Genomic DNA, 16049 nt, shown 5'->3' with positions numbered 1-16049 from the left:
GCCACGAATTCTGGCCCGCCCCTACGACAATTCAGGCCCGTGCCGATCAGACCCGGGCCGGAACGATCTCGTCGATCGCCGCCAGTTCGTCCGCGCCGGGAAGCCACTCCCCCGCCGCCGCGTTCGCCCGGGCCTGCTCCGCCGACGTCGCGCCCGCGATCACCGAGCCGCAGCCCGGCCGCGCGGCGAGCCCGCCGATCGCGATCTCCAGCAGCGACCGCCCGGCCTCCGCGCCCCACTGCGCCAGCGCCTCGACCCGGTCGAGCTTCGCTTCGGTGACGTAGGAGTCGCGACCGGCCAGCCGGGTGTTCTCGGGTACCGGCTGTCCGCGCCGGATCTTGCCGGTGAGCAGGCCGTTCGCCAGCGGGAAGTACGGCAGCACGCCGATTCCGTAGTGCAGGGCGGCCGGTACCAGCTCGCGCTCCACGTCCCGCTCGAGCAGCGACCAGTGGTTCTGCGCCGAGATGAACGGCACGGTCCCCAGCTCGCGCGCGACGTGCGCGGCCTCGGCCAGCTGCCAGCCGCGGAAGTTCGAGTGCCCGAGGTAGCGCACCTTTCCGGCCTTCACCAGCTCGTCCAGCGCGACCAGCGTCTCGGCGATCGGCGTCACCGGGTCCGGCGTGTGCAGCTGGAGCAGGTCGATGTGGTCGGTCCGCAGGCGGCGCAGCGACTCCTCGACCGCACGCCGGACGTACGCGCGGCCACCTTTCGCCCCGGCCGCCGGACCGTACCCCAGGTCGGAGCCCTGCGAGCCGAACTTCGTCGCGAGCACGACCTCGTCGCGCCGCCCGGCCAGCACTTCGCCGAGGACGAGCTCGGACGCGCCCCGGCCGCCGTAACTCTCCGCGGTGTCGAGCAGCGTGATGCCGACGTCGAGCGCGGCGTCGACAACCGCCCTGGTCGCGTCGACGTCCAGGCGTCCGCCGAAGTTGTTGCAGCCGAGGCCGACCGCCGACACCTGCAGTCCGGAATTCCCGAGCGAGAGGTAGCGCATGTGACCAACCCTCTCACTCGCGATCGCGGGCGCCTTCCCGGAGGCGGCCCGGGTCGATCTCGCGTTGCGGCCGGCGCCGGAGGTACTCCGACTCCAGGTCGGCGAGCCGCACCGTGTGCGCGTCGAGCGCGTCGTCCGAGCCGTGGCGCAGCGTCTCGTGCCGGGTGTCGTGCAACCGCCGCAGTTCGCGCAGCAGGTCCTCGTCCGTCAGGCGTTCGGGCGCGACCCCGAGCCCGCCACCGCTACCCAATGCACCGCTGCGTGCTCCGGCGCCACCGTCGACCGTCATTCGATCTCCCTCGTCGGTTCCGTGTCCTGTCCTACCCGGGCCGGTGTTCCCCAAAAGGGCCCGGGTTGATCCGCGCTCACCGTCCGCCACTAAGATTGCCGCGAGCCACCCCTGTTCCGGGGCGACTCGGGTCGAGCAGACGGCCTAACGCGATGCGACGCGGGCCGGTTTCTGGTGTCCTCAGGCCGGTCTTCGCCGCTGATCGGCCGCAGGAGGACCGCGACCCCATGGAAAATCGCTCAGGCTGGCTCAACCCCCAGAGCCGCGTCAACACCGCTGTGACCGGCGGGCTGGTGACGATCACGCTCAGCGGCGAAATCGACCTTCTCGTCGCCGATCTGCTCGAGGGCGCGCTCGGCACGGCCGCGGAGGCCCAGCCCTCCGACGTCGTCGTCGACCTCGGCGGCGTCACGTTCATCGGCTCGCAGGCGCTCAGCTTCCTCGTCCGCCTGCATCACCTGACCGCGGAGCAAAGCCGGTTGACCACGCTGCAGCGGGTTCCGCCGATGGTCCGCAAGGCGATGGTGACGGTCGGCCTCGACCTGCTGTTCGCGCTGGAGGAGCCCACCACACCCGCGAACTGAGACGGACGCCGCTCCGCGACGATTTCAGCTCGGGGCCGTCACGAGCGACAATGGGGTCATGCTCAAGGCACTGCTGCTGGAGAACGTCCACCCCCATGCCGTATCGATCCTCGGCTCGGCCGGCATCGAGGTGGACGCACGGCCGGGCGCGCTCGACGAGTCGGACCTGATCGACGCGCTGTCCGGGGTCCACCTGCTCGGCATCCGCTCGAAGACCCAGGTCACCGAGACCGTGCTGGAGAAGGCGTCCGACCTGCTGGCGATCGGTGCGTTCTGCATCGGTACGAACCAGATCGACCTGGTCTCGTCGGCCGGTCGGGGCATCGCGGTCTTCAACGCCCCGTTCTCCAACACCCGCAGTGTGGTCGAGCTCGCGCTGGCCGAGATCGTCGCGCTCACCCGTCGCCTGACCGAGAAGAACAAGTCCCTGCACGAGGGTGTCTGGGACAAATCGGCCGACGGCAGCCACGAGGTGCGCGGACGCCGGCTGGGCATCGTCGGCTACGGCAACATCGGGAGCCAGCTCTCGGTGCTCGCCGAGGCGATGGGCATGTCGGTCGGCTTCTTCGACACCGCCGACAAGCTCGCGCTCGGCAACGCCCGCCGCTACACCAGCCTCGAAGACCTGCTCGACTGGGCCGACGTCGTGAGCCTCCACGTCGACGGCCGGCCGGGCAACGCCGGGCTGTTCGGTGAGGCCCAGTTCGCCCGGATGCGCCCGGGCTCGATCTTCCTCAACCTCTGCCGCGGGTTCGTCGTCGACCACGAGGCTCTGCGCGATCACATCGTCAGCGGGCACCTGGTGGGTGCCGCCGTCGACGTGTTCCCGCACGAGCCGAACAAACGGGGTGACGAGTTCGTCTCCGACCTGCGCGGGCTGCCGAACGTCATCCTGACCCCGCACATCGGTGGCTCCACCGAGGAGGCGCAGGAAGACATCGGCCGGTTCGTCGCCGGCAAGCTGCGTGGCTTCCTCGAGACCGGCAGCACGACGCTCTCGGTCAACTTGCCGCCGCTCAACCTCGAGCAGGCGCCCGGTACCCACCGGCTCGCGCACCTGCACCGGAACACACCGGGCGTACTCGCGACCGTGAACCGGATCCTGGCCGAGCACGGCGTCAACATCGAGGGCCAGCTACTGAACACCCGCGGGGAACTCGGATACGTCGTGACCGACGTTCCCGGCGTACTCTCCGACGACGTGCTCGCCGCATTGCAGGCGATGCCGGAAACGGTCTGTTTGCGTCAGCTGGGCTGAACGGCCCGGCTCCCACCGACGGAGCGATCAGCGGTGAAGCTGGCGAGGCGGACGCTGCTGCGGCAGACGGTCCTGGGACGGCGGCGGGTCTGGATAGCCGGACCCGGCCGCTGGGTCGTTGGTGTCCTGCTGCCGCTGGGCCCGGCGCTGGTCACCACGACCACGCCGACCGTCCAGGTCATCCCCGGGTTCCTGTTCCTGATCGCGGTGGTCGCCTCGACCGTGGTCGCGGGCCGTGGCCCCGGGATGGTGGCGGCGTTCGTGTCGACCGGCGGGCTGCTCGCCGCGGTCGCCTGGCCGCGGGAGCCGCTCCCGCCGGACCAGGCCCAGGGCTGGATGTGGGCCGCGATCTTCCTGGGCCTGACCGCCCTGGCGGTGGTCTGGGTCGACAACCTCCTGCGGGAGGCCGCCCGGCGCGCCACCGCGGTACTGGACCCGCTCGTCGAGGCGGCACCGATCGGCATCGCGCTGTTCGACCGTGACCTCCGGTTCATCCGGGTCAACGCGGCGCTCTCCCGGCTGAGCGCGCGTCCGGCCGGCGCGCACCTCGGCCGGACGCTGCCGGAGATGGTCCCCGGCATCCCGGACTCGCTGGTCGCCCAGCTCGGCACGGTCCTGGGCACCGGAGACGTGTTGCGCCACCAGGAGCTGCAGCTCGACGTCCCGTCCGGGCCCACCCGGCACCTGCTGGTCGACGCGTTCCCGATGCGGCTCTCGGGCGGTCCGAGCGGCGCCATCACCGGCGTCGGCGCGCTCGTGACCGACGTCACCGAGCGCTACCGAGTCGAGCAGCTCGAACGCGAGACCGAGCAGCTGTCGGCGACCGCGCGGCTCAGCCACCGGCTGCTGGAGTCGCAACGGATCGCCCAGCTCGCGGGCTGGGAGGTCAGCATCGCCGGTCAGCGGACGGTCTGGTCGCAGGAGCTCTGCGCGCTGATGCAGCGGACGACTCCCCCGGTGACGACCGAGGACCGGCTTGCGCACATCCACCCCGACGAGGTGGACCGGCTGCTGGCCGTCCAGTCCCGGGCGATCCTCACCGGGGCACCGTTCACGGTCGAGACCCGGATGGTCCGCGTCGACGGCGAGGTGCGGGACATGCTGGTGCACGGCGAGGCGGTCCGCGACGGCGACGACCCCGACGACGCGGACGCCGAGGTCGTCGGCTTGTGGGGTGTCATCCAGGACGTCACCGACGCGAAGGCCGCCGAGGGCGAACTGGTCGAGGCCCAGGGCCGGTTGCACACCACCGAAGGCCAGCTGGACACGGCCCGGGGCCAGCTGACGAGCACGCGGGGCGAGCTGGCCACCGCCCAGCAGGACGTCGTGGAGGCCCGGGCCGAGACCCAGGCCGAACGCGAGGTGCTGGAGCTGTTCCAGCGCGCGCTGCTGCCGGCCGACCTCCCGGACGTTCCGGGCGGCGCGCTGAGCGCCGACTACGTGGCCGTCGCCGACCGGATCGACATCGGCGGCGACTGGTACGACGCGTTCGGGCTGGCGGACGGGCGGATCGCGCTCTCGATCGGCGACGTGGTCGGCCACGACCAGCGGGCCGCGGCGATCATGGGGCAGGTGCGGGCGGTCACCCGCGCATACGTGCTGGAGACCCCCGACCCCGGGACCGTGCTGACCCGGCTCAACCGGCTGTTGCTCCTCGGGTACCCGAGCGGGACGCTGGTCAGCTCGGTGGTCTGTCTCTACGACCCCACCACCGGTGGCCTGAACTGGGCGAACGCGGGGCACCCGTACCCGATGCTCTCGTCGGAGGGGGTGACGGTGATGCACAGCAACGATCCGATCCTGGGTGCGATGAGCGAACGGGCGTACTCGACGAACTCGGGCGCGATCCCGGACGGCGGCACGCTGCTCTGCTACACCGACGGGCTGATCGAGCGGCGGGCGTCCGACCTCGATGTGGGGTTCGCGAAGCTGTCCGCGCTGCTCGCGGATGTGACCACGGAACCGGTGAGCGCGCGGAGCGTCGTCGAGCGGGTGACGGTCGGAATGATCGCCGACGGACCGCTCGAAGACGATGTGTGTGTTCTCGCACTGCGTCGCTGCGACGGTGATCGAGCCGGGGATCACGTAGGGTAGGGCTACCGCACCCGACGAGAGGATCTACTCCTCCGATGACGCACGCATTCCGAGCACGACCGCTGAGGTCGTCGCGAGGCGTGCGCCGGACGTTGTTGCGGGCGGTCTTCGCGTTGTGTGCGGCCGTCATGGCGGCCGCGGGCCTGGGAGCTTCGGCGTCGCCGGTGAGCGCGTCGACCGGGTTCGCGGGCACCGCGCCGGCGATCGCCCTGGCGCCGCACTCCGCCGGCGCGGCGGGTGCACCGAGCCGGGCCCGTCCGGCCACCACCCGCCCGGCGTCCGCAGCCGAGTCGACGGCGTCGCCGTCCGCTCCGGTGCGATCCGGCGAGAACTCCGCACCGGCGTCGGTCACCGCGCTGCGCGTCCACACCGACGGGCTGCCCGCCGGTACCGCGGCGACGCTGCTCGCGCTGGCACCGCTGCTCATCCCGCTCGGTCGGGCGCTGACCGGCGCACCGACCCGCGCGCCGCCGGCACCGGCCGGCCTTCCCGAGACCCGCGCTCCTCCCTCGTCCGGACGTTTCTGAGCCGTCTCTCGCACGCCCTGCTGGGTGCGCGGGGTCCCGCCTTCGTCCGGAGGAATCTCCATGTCTCGCGCCAACCTGGCGCGCGCGGTACTCGCGTGCGTCATCCTCGGCATCTCGATCTATCTGACGATCACGGCCAGCCCCCGGCTGGGCCTCGACCTTCGCGGCGGGACCCAGATCGTGCTGGAAACCCGGACCGTGCTGGATTCCACGACTGGGTCCACGACCAAGGCCGACGCGGAGGCCACCGACCGCACGGTCGAGGTGCTGCGCCGCCGGATCGACGCGCTCGGCGTCACCGAGCCGACGATCACCCGCTCCGGGACCAACCGGATCATCGTCGAGCTGCCCGGCGTCCAGGACCCGGCTGAGGCCGCCGCAGTCATCGGCCGCACCGCCCAGCTCACCGTCCGTCCCGTCCTGGGCTACGGCGATCCCGCCGACGCGGCCCCGTCCGGGGCCACCCCGACGCCCGGCGGCACCGACCCGCCCTCGTCGGCCTCCCCTTCGCCGGCACCGCCGGCCACCGGTACCACGACCCCGGCCCCCTCGGCTTCCTCCTCTGACGGCGCACCCGCCGCGGAGGGGAAGCCCGCCGACCCGGCGACCGGTATCACGCTGACCGACGATTCGGGAGCGCCGCTGCGCCTCGGGCCGGCCGCGCTGACCGGGGAGGGAATCGCGGACGCGGCGGCGTCGTTCGACGCGACCAGCGGACTGGGCTGGTTCGTGACCGTCGACTTCCGCGGCGCGGGCGAACGGGCCTGGGAGACGGTCACCGGCGACGCGGCGTGTTTCCCGTCCGGAGACCCGCAGCGACGGGTCGCGATCGTGCTCGACTCCGAGATCGTGTCCGCGCCGCAGGTCGGCGAGGACGTGCGCTGCGACGTCGGGATCACCGGCGGATCGACGCAGATCACCGGGTCGTTCTCCAAGGCCGAGGCCAACGACCTCGCGCTGCTGGTGAAGGCCGGTGCGTTGCCGGTGCCGGTGGAGACGGTCGAGCAGCGGACCGTCGGCCCGACGCTCGGCGCGGACGCGATCCGCGCGAGCGCCCAGGCGGCCGCGATCGGCGTCGCGCTGACCGTCGGGTTCCTGCTCCTGGTGTACCGGCTGTCGGGGTTCGTCGCGGCGATCGCACTGGCCGGCTACGGGGTGCTGTCGTACGGGGCGCTGACCGCGCTCGGTGCGACGCTGACGCTGCCCGGCCTGGCCGGGTTCGTGCTCGCGATCGGGATGGCGATCGACGGTTGCGTGTTGATCTTCGAACGGTCCCGGGAGGATCTCTCGGCCGGGGCCGCGACCGCGGGCCGGGCCCGGGGCTTGAAGGCGGCCGTGACCAGCGGGTTCAAGAACGCGCTGTCGGCGATCGCCGACTCGAACGTGACCACGCTGCTCGCCGCCGGCCTGCTGTTCTGGCTGGCCTCCGGGCCCGTGCGCGGCTTCGGCGTGACGCTCTCGATCGGGGTGCTCGCGTCGATGGTCAGCGCGCTGCTGTTCACCCGGGTCCTGATGGAGCTGCTGGTCTCGGTGCCCTGGGTACGCAGGCACCCGGCGTGGACGGGGCTGGCCGGTCCGGGCCGGGTGCAGCGGTGGATCACCCGGCGGAACGTCAACCTGATGCGGCACCGCCGGACGTTCCTGAGCGTGTCGGCGGTGCTGATCGTGCTGGCGATCGCCGGGATCGGGATCCGCGGGCTGAGCCTCGGCGTCGAGTTCACCGGCGGCCGGTTGATGGAGTACACAACGGCGTCGCCGGTCTCGGTGTCCGACGCCCGGCAGGCGGTGGCCGACGCCGGGTTCCCGCGGGCCGTCGTGGTGGAGTCCGGGGACTCGGACCTGTCGGTGCGGACCGCGCAGATCAGCGACGCTTCCGAGCAGCGGATCCGGGCCGCGCTCGCGTCGGTGAGCGGTGGCGACGTGGAGCGGATCCGCGACGAGCAGGTCGGCCCGTCGCTGGGGTCCGAGTTGCGGACCAAGGCGCTGATCGGGCTCGGCGTCGCGCTGCTGGCGCAGGTCGCCTACCTGGCGTTGCGGTTCCGGTGGACGTTCGCGGTCTCGTCGGTCGTCGCAATGCTGCACGACGTCGTGATCGTGGTCGGGTTGTTCGCCTGGCTCGGGAAGTCGCTCGACGGAGTCTTCCTGGCGGCGCTGCTGACCGTGATCGGCTACTCGGTGAACGACTCCGTCGTGATCTTCGACCGGGTGCGTGAGCGCTGGCGCGGCGCGGCCCGGCGGACACCGTTCGCGGACGTCGCGAACGAAGCGGTGCTGCAAACCGTGCCGCGCACGGTCAACACCGGACTCGGTGCGCTGTTCATCCTGACCGCGCTGGCGGTGCTGGGTGGTGACTCGCTGACCGACTTCGCGATCGCGTTGCTGGCCGGTGTGGTCGTCGGTACGGCGTCGTCGGCGCTGACCGCGACGCCGCTGGCCGTGGTGCTGGAGCGTCGCTGGCCCGGCCGGGTGCGCGGGAACGGTTCGTCTTCTTCTTCCAAAAAACGGCCCGTCCGGGCCGGTAGTGGGGCGGTGGTTTGATGCATACGGCGGAAATCCTGTTGGCGCTCGGCGGTGCGTTCCTGGCCGCCGGGATACTGGCGCGGCTCGGCGCGAAGATCGGGCTGCCGACGATTCCCCTGTTCATCCTGGCCGGAGTGCTGCTCGGGCCCCATACGCCGGGGCTCGCCCTGGTCTCGGACCCGTCCGAGTTCACACTGCTGTCCACGCTGGGCCTGGTCTTCCTGCTGTTCTACCTGGGACTCGAATTCCACCTCGACGATCTGGTGCGCGGCGGGCGGAAACTCGTGATCGCGGGCGTCGGATATCTGGTGCTCAACATCGGTGGTGGGCTGGCGTTCGGGTTCGCACTCGGGTGGGGTACCCGGGAGGCGCTGGTGATGGCCGGCATCGTCGGGATCTCGTCGTCGGCGATCGTCAGCAAGCTGCTGATCGAGCTCGGGCGGCTCCGGAACCCGGAGTCCCGGTTGATCCTCGGCATCATCGTCGTCGAGGACGTGTTCCTGGCGTTCTACCTGGCGGCGCTCCAGCCGGTGCTGGGGGGCGCGTCGTCCTTCGCGGCCGCTGCCGGGCAGTTCGGGATCGCGTTCCTGTTCCTCGTGGTGCTGTTCGGGCTGGCCCGGTGGGGCTCGCGGCTGGTGTCGCGGCTCCTGGACGTGCGGGCCGATGAACTGCTGGTCGTGATGTTCGTGGGGCTCGCGGTGGTGGCCGCGGGTGCCGCCGAGGAGCTCGGGGTCTCGGACGCGATCGGTGCGTTCATGATCGGTCTGGTGATCGGGTCGACCCCGCACGCCGGTCGGGTCACCAAGCTGGTGCACCCGCTGCGGGACGCGTTCGCGGCGCTGTTCTTCTTCACCTTCGGGCTGACGATCGACCCGGGTGACGTGGTGTCGGTCGCGATGCCGATCGTCGTCGCGGTCGTGCTGACGATCATCCTGAACCTCGTCGCCGGGCTCGGGGCGGCGCGGCTGTACGGGTACGACCGGCGGGCCGGGACGAACGTGGCCGTGACCGTGCTGACCCGCGGCGAGTTCTCGATCGTGCTCGGGACGCTGGCGCTCGGCGCGGGCCTGGACCCGCGGGTGGCGGCGTTCGCGGCCGGCTACGTGCTGGTGCTGGCGATCATCGGCCCGCTGGCGGTGGTCCGGACGGAGTGGCTCTCGCGGTACGTCCCCAGCCGTCTCCTGCCGGTCCCGACGGGGCCGGCACCGGACGTGGTCGCGGACTCCCCGGAACACGACGCCCAACCGGACGCGGAGGCCCGCGCCGGCGAAGAAGCGCACAGCGCCGCCCGCTGATCGGCCCCGCGGCGGCCGTCGCGGGCGGAGTGACGAGCAGGCCCCGGATCGCTTCGGGGCGATCCGGGGCCTGGGGTAGGGCTAGTTCTGGGGGGTTTCGCCAGATACGTGGGCATGGGCAGCGGGGATGCTGCCGAGGCGGCCGGCGCGGAAGTCGTCAAAGGCCTGGACGACCTCGGCGCGGGTGTTCATCACGAACGGTCCGGACATCGCGACCGGCTCGCGGATCGGCCGGCCGCCGAGCAGGACCACGTCGAGGTTCGGCGTCCGCGGCTCCTGCTTCGGGTTCGCGGTGACCGTGATCGAGTCGCCGTCCTCCAGCACCGCGAGCTGCCCGGTCCGGATCGGGCGCTGCTTCGTGCCGACCGTGCCGGCACCGCCGAGGACGTAGGCGAGCGCGTTGAAGTCGCTCCGCCAGGGCAGCGTGACCTCGGCCCCGGGGCTGAGCGTCGCGTGCACGATCGTGATCGGCGTGTGCGTGCTCCCGGGGCCTTCGTGCCCGTCGAGCGCACCGGCGATCACCCGCAGCAGCGCGCCGCCGTCCGGGCTGCTGAGGAGCGCGACCTTGCTCCCCCGGATGTCCTGGTAACGCGGTTGCGCGAACTTGAGCGTCTTCGGCAGGTTCACCCAGAGCTGCAGGCCGTGGAACAGCCCACCGCTCGCGACGAGGTGCTCCGGCGGCGTCTCGATGTGCAGGATCCCGCCACCGGCGGTCATCCACTGCGTGTCGCCGTTCGTGATCAGGCCACCGCCGCCGTTGGAGTCCTGGTGAGCCATCTCGCCGTCGATCATGTACGTGACGGTCTCGAACCCGCGGTGCGGGTGCCACGGCGTCCCCTTGGGCTCACCGGCGCCGTACTCGACCTCGCCCATCTGGTCCATGTGAATGAACGGGTCGAGCGCGCGCAGGTCGACGCCGGCGAACGCGCGGCGAACCGGGAAGCCCTCACCCTCGTAGCCCTGGGGCGCGGTGGTGAGGCTCGTCACGACGCGCGGACGGTCGACGGTCGGGTCGATCGGTGCGAGCCGCGGCAGGGCCAGCGGATTCTCGACGGTGACGGCGGGCATGGGGAGCCTCCCTGAGTTCGACTGCTCTTCACAATGTAGATGACGTGTCAACCATTCCCGTTTCCGTGCTGTGGAACGATCCCCGGCGTGGTGGGGACGGCGCCGTGGCTTTGGATGATCGTGACCCCGCGGGGTTCGGGCCACTCGGCGGAGGCCGTCCCCGTGGTCGGGCTGCTGTCTCTGGGCGGCCCGGCCGTGACGGTCGAGCAGATCGGCGGCAACCTCCTGGTGTTCGCCGCCTTCGGCTCCTGCGCCCCCCGCTCTCAAAGAGGAGCGGGGTCGTCTATCAGCTCCTGGTCGAGAAGGGCCAGGAAAGCGTCCACGACGATGGGGTCGAACTGGGCGCCTCGGGCGCGTTCGATCTCTTCGCGGGCGGCGCGGGCGTCCAGGGCCGGGGCGTAGGGACGGTCGACGCGCATGGCGGCCCAGCTGTCGCAGACCGCGATGATCCGGGCGCCGAGCGGGATCGCCTCACCCTTCAGCCCCTCCGGATACCCGAGCCCGTCCCACCGCTCGTGGTGAGCCGCCACCAACGGCGCGAGCGCCGCGTGCCCGCCGACGCCCCGCAGCAGCCGGGCGCCCTCCTCCGGATGGCACCGCAGCGCGCTCCACTCGGCCTCGGTCAGCGGATCCGTCTTCCGCAGGATCGCCGCCCCGACGCCGAACTTCCCGATGTCGTGCAATCGCCCCGCCGCCACGACCTGCCGCAACTCGACGTGCTCGAGCGCCAGATAGCTCCCGACCAGCAGCGCCCACCGCGCCACCGCGGTGCTGTGCTCGTGGTCGCTGAGCACCCGATCGACCCGGTCCGCCAGCCAGGCCAGCTCGGCCGGCACGTCGACGTCGTCGGCGACGGTCCGGCGGTCGGCGCGCCCGGCCACCACGACCCGGTCGCCACCGCGTCCCTTCGCGTCGGTAAGCGCCCGGTCGGCGTCCCGGACCAGGCGTTCCATGTCGAGGACCGGCTCGCCGCCGTTGTGCTCCGCGGGACCGGACGGCGGGCCGCCGGTCGTCGCGACGCCGAACGAGCCGGTGACGTCGACCGACGCGCCGGTTCCGACGACGATCGACGTCCGCCGGAGGGCTTGACGGAAGCGTTCGGCGACCTCCATCGCGGCCTCCTCGTCGGTCTGCGGAAGCAGGCAGGCGAACTCCTCGCCGCCGTAGCGGGCGAGGACGTCGCCGGGGCGCGCCGCGATCCGCAGCCGGTCGGCGACCTGCACCAGTACGGAATCACCGGCCGAACGGCCGTGGTGCTCGTTGATCCGCCCGAACGAGTCGAGATCGACGAGGATCAGCCCGGCGCGGGCGCTGTCGTGGGCCGATCGCCGCGCCTCGACTCCTAAGAGGGCCTGGAAGAACGGCCGGTTGTAGAGGCCGGTCAGGCCGTCGGTGACCGCGGTGCGGCGCTGCTCGTGGAGCGCCTCGTCGAGGCGGCGGGCCATCCGGGTCTGCTCGCGGGTGGTCAGCGCCTGGCGGACCAACAGCCCGACGACCACCAGGCCGGTCACCACGAGCCAGACGGAGTCCACTTTGTGGTTGCGGACCTGGTCGATCACGACGAGGACCGCGACCGAGAGCCCGGAGACCAGCACCGCGGCGAACGCCCGGTCATGCTCGAAGCGTTCGATCGGCGGTTCGACGTCCGGGTGGCGCACGGCCGCCAGTCCGCCGAGCGTGAGGAACACGGCCTGGGCCTGCCAACCGGCGTTGATCAGGCTGGTGTCGGAGAACGAGTTGTTCGCGTCCGCGAATGCGTAACCGGCATCGGCCACGACGCCGAATCCGTAACCGACGATCGCGAGCAGGACCGAGCACGGGATGCCCCGGTGCCGGGCCATCCCGGCGCCCACCAGAGCGACGAGGAACGCCAGCCCGATCGCCGGGTAGGCGAGGTCGGCGATGATGTCGGCCTCGACCGGGTCGGACGTGCCGAGGAGCCGCCAGCCGATCGCGCCGACGGCCAGCCCGACGAGCGCCGCGTCGACGAGCGCGCGGGCCCGCCAGAGCGTGCGCGTGTGGACGAACCCGAACCAGGCCGCGGGTACGAGCAGCGCGTACGACATGGTGAACGCGACTTCGGCGGCCGGGAGGTGCGCGTCGGTCTCGGCCGCCGCCCGTATCCGGTCGTGGGCCAGCCAGACGCCCCAGACGCTCCAGATCACCTCGCCGACGAGCCAGCAGATCGTGGACGCCGCGAGCCAGCGCCAGACGATCGCGATCCGCCCGGTCGTGCTGCGGGCGGCCCAGACGCCGAAGAGCGCGGCCGTGGCGATCGGCAGCAGGTAGATCGCGTCCGTGACCAGCGGTGCGGCCCAGGTACCACCGGCGGCCCAGGCGAGCAGCTGGTAGACGATGATCCAGCCGATGCCGCAGGCGGCCGAGAGCCGGCAGAGCTCGTCGCGGCAGACCGAGCGGCGGTGCGCGACGAACGCCGCGGTTCGGCGCTGGTTTTCGGCGCGTTCTCCGAAGTCGTCGGCCCGGACGCCGGGGTGGGTGCCGGTGGGGCGTACGTCATCGGCTCGGAGGTCGATGGGGTCGGCAGCGGTGGGCGTCGCGCCGCCGTGATCGACCGCACGTCTGTCGCCGGAGCCGGGCGCGAACGTCACGGGTTCCCGGGGTGGTTGGAGGGTGGAACTGCGGGCGGGATCTCGTCCTGGATCCTGGGCGGGATCCCGTCGGGGATCTCGTCCGGGATCCTGGACGGGATCCTGGGCGGGATGTCGTCCGGGATGTCGGAGGGCATCCTGGACGGGATCTCGGGCGGGATCCTGGGCAAGATCCGGGACGGGTTTCTGGGGGCGTGGGCGGGTGGGCAGCATTGGGTGGCGCGACCGTCGAGAACGGACCGTGATCCGCGAGGGCACCCGAACACGGATCCACGATGGCAGAAAGGGGGGCATGCTTACCGCCCCGAAACAGCTCAGAGGGGCGGTCTACGCCGAAGTGCCCCCGGGCTACGGGCCACACGGTGGATGGGTTGCCCCCGTTCGGGCGTACCCGTTGGGGCGAGTGATTCGGTCGGGCTTACCGGACGCGTTCCTGAAACGAAATCGTTGCCGGTTTTGCGCACCGCCTCCGGCGCGGCTACCGCCGTGGCGGGGCCGGGGCGGTAGCCGTTACTGGCGGTGGCGGGCGAGGTCGGCGGCGCCGATCAGGCCGGCGTCCGCGCCGAGAGCCGAGGGGGCGATGTCGGCCTCGCGGCGGTAGCCGCGGCCGGGCAGGCTGCGGCGGAACTCGTCGCGGGCCGGTTCGAGCAACAGGTCCGCACCGTCGCCGTCCGGTGTCGCCGCGACTCCGAGCAGCGCGTTCAGCAGTCCGCCACCGATCACGACGCAGCCGGGGTCCAGCACCGACGCCACGGTCGCGATACCGGCCCCGAGCCAACGCCCGAGTCTTTCGACCATCGCGAGCGCGGCCGGATCGCCGTCCCTGGCCACCGCCGCCACCACCCGGTACCCGATCTCACCGACCTCGCCGTTCGCCTTCGCGAGCAGCGGTTTCGCCTCCGCGGCGCCGGACGCCACGAGTTCCTGCGCCTCCCGCGCGAGCGCCGCCCCGGACGCGTACATCTGCCAGCATCCGCGATTTCCGCACCCGCAGAGCAGACCCCCCGGCACCACCGGGATGTGCCCGTACTCGGCTGCGATGCCGAACCGTCCCCGGTACGGATGCCCGTCGACCACGAACCCGCCGCCGAGCCCGGTACCGACGACGCAGCTCACGAGGTTCGGCTCGCCCAGCCCGGCGCCGTACTTCGACTCGGCCCAGGCCGCGGCGCTGCCGGAGTTCTCCACCGTGACCGGGATGCTCAACAGCCGCTCGAGTTCGACGCCGAGCGGTTCGTCCGCCCAGCCGGCGAGCGAGGAGAACAGAACCGTCGACCGGTCGCGGTCGACGAAGCCGGCGATGCCGAGCCCGACCGCGGAGATCGTGTAGCCGCCGCGGAACGCGCTGACCAGCGCATGGACGCACGGAACGAGGTCAGCCGGGCGGGGCGGGGTCGGGACGGTCTGCCGGATCAGCACCCGCCCGTCGGCGTCAACCAGGCCGGCCGCGATGCGCGCTCCGCCGACGTCGACGCCTACGACGAGCCCCATGCCGTTGTCCCCTGCCTGTACGTCCGCCCGAACACCCCCAGCATGCCCAATGCCCTGATCGAAACGCGAGTTGCGCCCCGGGCGGGTCGCCCCGGGCCCCGATCGGCGCGGCGCTCCGGTCCGGCCGGGCCCCGAGCCCGCGCGGCGCGCCCCGGCGCTGGAAGGCGCGGCCCGGAGCGGTTCAGCCCGGCTCGGCCCGGCCCGGCCCGCCCCAGCGCGGCACAGCGCGAATCAGCACGGCGCAGCGCGGCCCAGCACGGCGCGGCGCGGCGCGGCGCGGCCCCGAATGGCGCGGCTCGGCGCGGAATGGCGCGGCCCAGCACGGAATCGCGCGGCCCAGCGCAGACTGGCGCCGCCTAGCGCGGTCCGGAGCGGCGCGGCCCGAAGCGACGCGAACTGGCGCGGCACGAACCGGCGCGACCCGGAGCGGGATGGCGTGGCCCGGCGCGGGATGGCACCGCTTGACGTGGCGCGGCGCGGTCCGGAGCAGCGCGGCCTGGAGCGGCGCGGCCTGGAGCGGCGCGGCCTGGAGCGGCGCGAACCGGCGCGAACCGGCGCCGCCCGGCGCGGGATGGCCCGGACCGGCGCGGCCCGGGGCGGCGCGGCCCGGGGCGGCCGCTGGGGCAGTGTGGGGAGATGTGGCGCGGATCGGCGAGGCGCAGCGGCTGGGGCGGTACAAGCCGGGGCGATGCGAGCCGGAGGATCAGACGCGGCGGGAGCCGCCTGGGAGGTCGGGGTCTACGCCCCAGCTCAGGATCCAGCGCGGGTGGATGCGGATGATCTCGCCGCTCATGTGTCCGCGGGGCGGCAGGCCGTCGATGGCCTCGGCGTCACCGCGGACCTCGATGCCGCGCACCTTCCACGGATTGACCGACGCGATGTCGTCGACGACGAAGGCGGCGGTGTTCGTGTGCCGGACGTTGCGGAACTTGCGGCTGGCGCCCATGTTGAAGCCGCCGATGTCGATCGCGCCGGTGTCCGGGTCGATCGCGAAGCCCACCGGGTTGTTCTGCGGGACACCGTGCGCATCGACGGTCGCGAGCCGGCCGAGCCGCTGGCTCGTGAGGTAGGTGCGTTCGGCTTCGGTGAAGACGTTCGAGTTCGGCATGAAGACAGCGTGCATGCTCAAGCTCACTTCAGGTCAAGGCCCGGTGCGCCACCGAGGCGATCCACGCCTCCGGACGCCCTCCGCCCCGGCCCGCGCCCCAGGCGGCCCCCATCCCAGGCGGCACCGCACCCCGACGAAGCCCGCACCACGCAGAACCGCCCGCACCGCAGAAGCGCCCGCACCACGCAGAACCGCCCGCACCGCAGAAGCGC

12 protein-coding genes and 1 pseudogene are annotated in these 16049 nt (G+C 72.4%); 6 read left to right on the top strand and 7 right to left on the bottom strand.

Features of this window, described 5'->3' with window-relative positions; genetic code table 11:
• Positions 1-46: 46 nt before the first annotated feature.
• Both ACIBZJ_RS06320 and ACIBZJ_RS06315 read right to left on the bottom strand, forming a co-directional pair.
• Complete coding sequence (locus tag ACIBZJ_RS06320; RefSeq protein WP_395926191.1) at positions 47-994, bottom strand: aldo/keto reductase; 948 nt, start codon at positions 992-994, stop codon at positions 47-49.
• 13 nt (positions 995-1007) lie between these two features.
• Positions 1008-1283, bottom strand: coding sequence for a DUF6158 family protein (locus ACIBZJ_RS06315; protein WP_395926189.1), 276 nt, complete (start codon positions 1281-1283; stop codon positions 1008-1010).
• A 227-nt stretch (positions 1284-1510) separates the two neighbouring features.
• Between ACIBZJ_RS06315 and ACIBZJ_RS06310 the strand changes: the two genes are divergently transcribed.
• The 6 genes from ACIBZJ_RS06310 to ACIBZJ_RS06285 all read left to right on the top strand — a co-directional run bounded on the left by ACIBZJ_RS06310 (position 1511) and on the right by ACIBZJ_RS06285 (position 9561).
• The gene (locus ACIBZJ_RS06310) at positions 1511-1867 is read left to right on the top strand and encodes an STAS domain-containing protein (protein ID WP_395926187.1); all 357 of its coding nucleotides are present in this window, start codon (positions 1511-1513) and stop codon (positions 1865-1867) included.
• Between the two features lie 58 nt (positions 1868-1925).
• A complete protein-coding gene (gene serA, locus ACIBZJ_RS06305) occupies positions 1926-3125 on the top strand; it encodes a phosphoglycerate dehydrogenase (protein WP_395926185.1) in 1200 nt (399 codons plus the stop codon).
• Positions 3126-3158: 33 nt separating this feature from the next.
• Entirely contained in the window at positions 3159-5219 is a 2061-nt protein-coding gene (locus ACIBZJ_RS06300; protein ID WP_395926183.1) for a SpoIIE family protein phosphatase, read from the top strand.
• An 80-nt stretch (positions 5220-5299) separates the two neighbouring features.
• Positions 5300-5746 (top strand): hypothetical protein, encoded by a 447-nt coding sequence (locus tag ACIBZJ_RS06295; RefSeq protein ID WP_395926181.1) that lies wholly within the window; start codon positions 5300-5302, stop codon positions 5744-5746.
• A 60-nt stretch (positions 5747-5806) separates the two neighbouring features.
• Positions 5807-8284, top strand: coding sequence for a protein translocase subunit SecD (gene secD, locus ACIBZJ_RS06290; RefSeq protein ID WP_395926179.1), 2478 nt, complete (start codon positions 5807-5809; stop codon positions 8282-8284).
• Complete coding sequence (locus tag ACIBZJ_RS06285) at positions 8284-9561, top strand: cation:proton antiporter (RefSeq protein ID WP_395926177.1); 1278 nt, start codon at positions 8284-8286, stop codon at positions 9559-9561. Before secD ends, ACIBZJ_RS06285 begins: the two co-directional genes overlap by 1 nt.
• A gap of 81 nt (positions 9562-9642) precedes the next feature.
• On the opposite strand, the gene ACIBZJ_RS06280 is transcribed toward ACIBZJ_RS06285, so the two are convergent.
• The 5 genes and pseudogenes from ACIBZJ_RS06280 to ACIBZJ_RS06260 form a co-directional block, all read right to left on the bottom strand.
• The gene (locus tag ACIBZJ_RS06280; RefSeq protein ID WP_395926175.1) at positions 9643-10629 is read right to left on the bottom strand and encodes a pirin family protein; all 987 of its coding nucleotides are present in this window, start codon (positions 10627-10629) and stop codon (positions 9643-9645) included.
• Positions 10630-10892: 263 nt separating this feature from the next.
• The gene (locus ACIBZJ_RS06275) at positions 10893-11393 is read right to left on the bottom strand and encodes an HD-GYP domain-containing protein (protein WP_395927722.1); all 501 of its coding nucleotides are present in this window, start codon (positions 11391-11393) and stop codon (positions 10893-10895) included.
• 126 nt (positions 11394-11519) lie between these two features.
• Positions 11520-12074, bottom strand: a pseudogene (locus ACIBZJ_RS06270) (GGDEF domain-containing protein); the annotation flags it as partial.
• A gap of 1674 nt (positions 12075-13748) precedes the next feature.
• The gene (locus ACIBZJ_RS06265) at positions 13749-14729 is read right to left on the bottom strand and encodes an ROK family protein (protein ID WP_395926173.1); all 981 of its coding nucleotides are present in this window, start codon (positions 14727-14729) and stop codon (positions 13749-13751) included.
• A gap of 703 nt (positions 14730-15432) precedes the next feature.
• Positions 15433-15837, bottom strand: a complete 405-nt coding sequence (locus ACIBZJ_RS06260; protein WP_395926171.1) for a PPOX class F420-dependent oxidoreductase — start codon at positions 15835-15837, stop codon at positions 15433-15435.
• Positions 15838-16049: the final 212 nt, after the last annotated feature.

Origin of the sequence: Cryptosporangium sp. NPDC051539 (genome assembly GCF_044454545.1) — a bacterium.
Taxonomy (GTDB): domain Bacteria; phylum Actinomycetota; class Actinomycetes; order Mycobacteriales; family Cryptosporangiaceae; genus Cryptosporangium.
This window is presented reverse-complemented; position numbering and strand designations above follow the sequence as displayed.

Excerpts from the sequence above, each read along its gene's own strand:
- ACIBZJ_RS06320 (WP_395926191.1), bottom strand. The coding sequence starts at position 994 with ATGCGCTACCTCTCGCTCGGGAATTCCGGACTGCAGGTGTCGGCGGTC.
- ACIBZJ_RS06315 (WP_395926189.1), bottom strand. The coding sequence starts at position 1,283 with ATGACGGTCGACGGTGGCGCCGGAGCACGCAGCGGTGCATTGGGTAGC.
- ACIBZJ_RS06310 (WP_395926187.1), top strand. The coding sequence starts at position 1,511 with ATGGAAAATCGCTCAGGCTGGCTCAACCCCCAGAGCCGCGTCAACACC.
- serA (WP_395926185.1), top strand. The coding sequence starts at position 1,926 with ATGCTCAAGGCACTGCTGCTGGAGAACGTCCACCCCCATGCCGTATCG.
- secD (WP_395926179.1), top strand. The coding sequence starts at position 5,807 with ATGTCTCGCGCCAACCTGGCGCGCGCGGTACTCGCGTGCGTCATCCTC.
- ACIBZJ_RS06285 (WP_395926177.1), top strand. The coding sequence starts at position 8,284 with ATGCATACGGCGGAAATCCTGTTGGCGCTCGGCGGTGCGTTCCTGGCC.
- ACIBZJ_RS06280 (WP_395926175.1), bottom strand. The coding sequence starts at position 10,629 with ATGCCCGCCGTCACCGTCGAGAATCCGCTGGCCCTGCCGCGGCTCGCA.
- ACIBZJ_RS06265 (WP_395926173.1), bottom strand. The coding sequence starts at position 14,729 with ATGGGGCTCGTCGTAGGCGTCGACGTCGGCGGAGCGCGCATCGCGGCC.
- ACIBZJ_RS06260 (WP_395926171.1), bottom strand. The coding sequence starts at position 15,837 with ATGCCGAACTCGAACGTCTTCACCGAAGCCGAACGCACCTACCTCACG.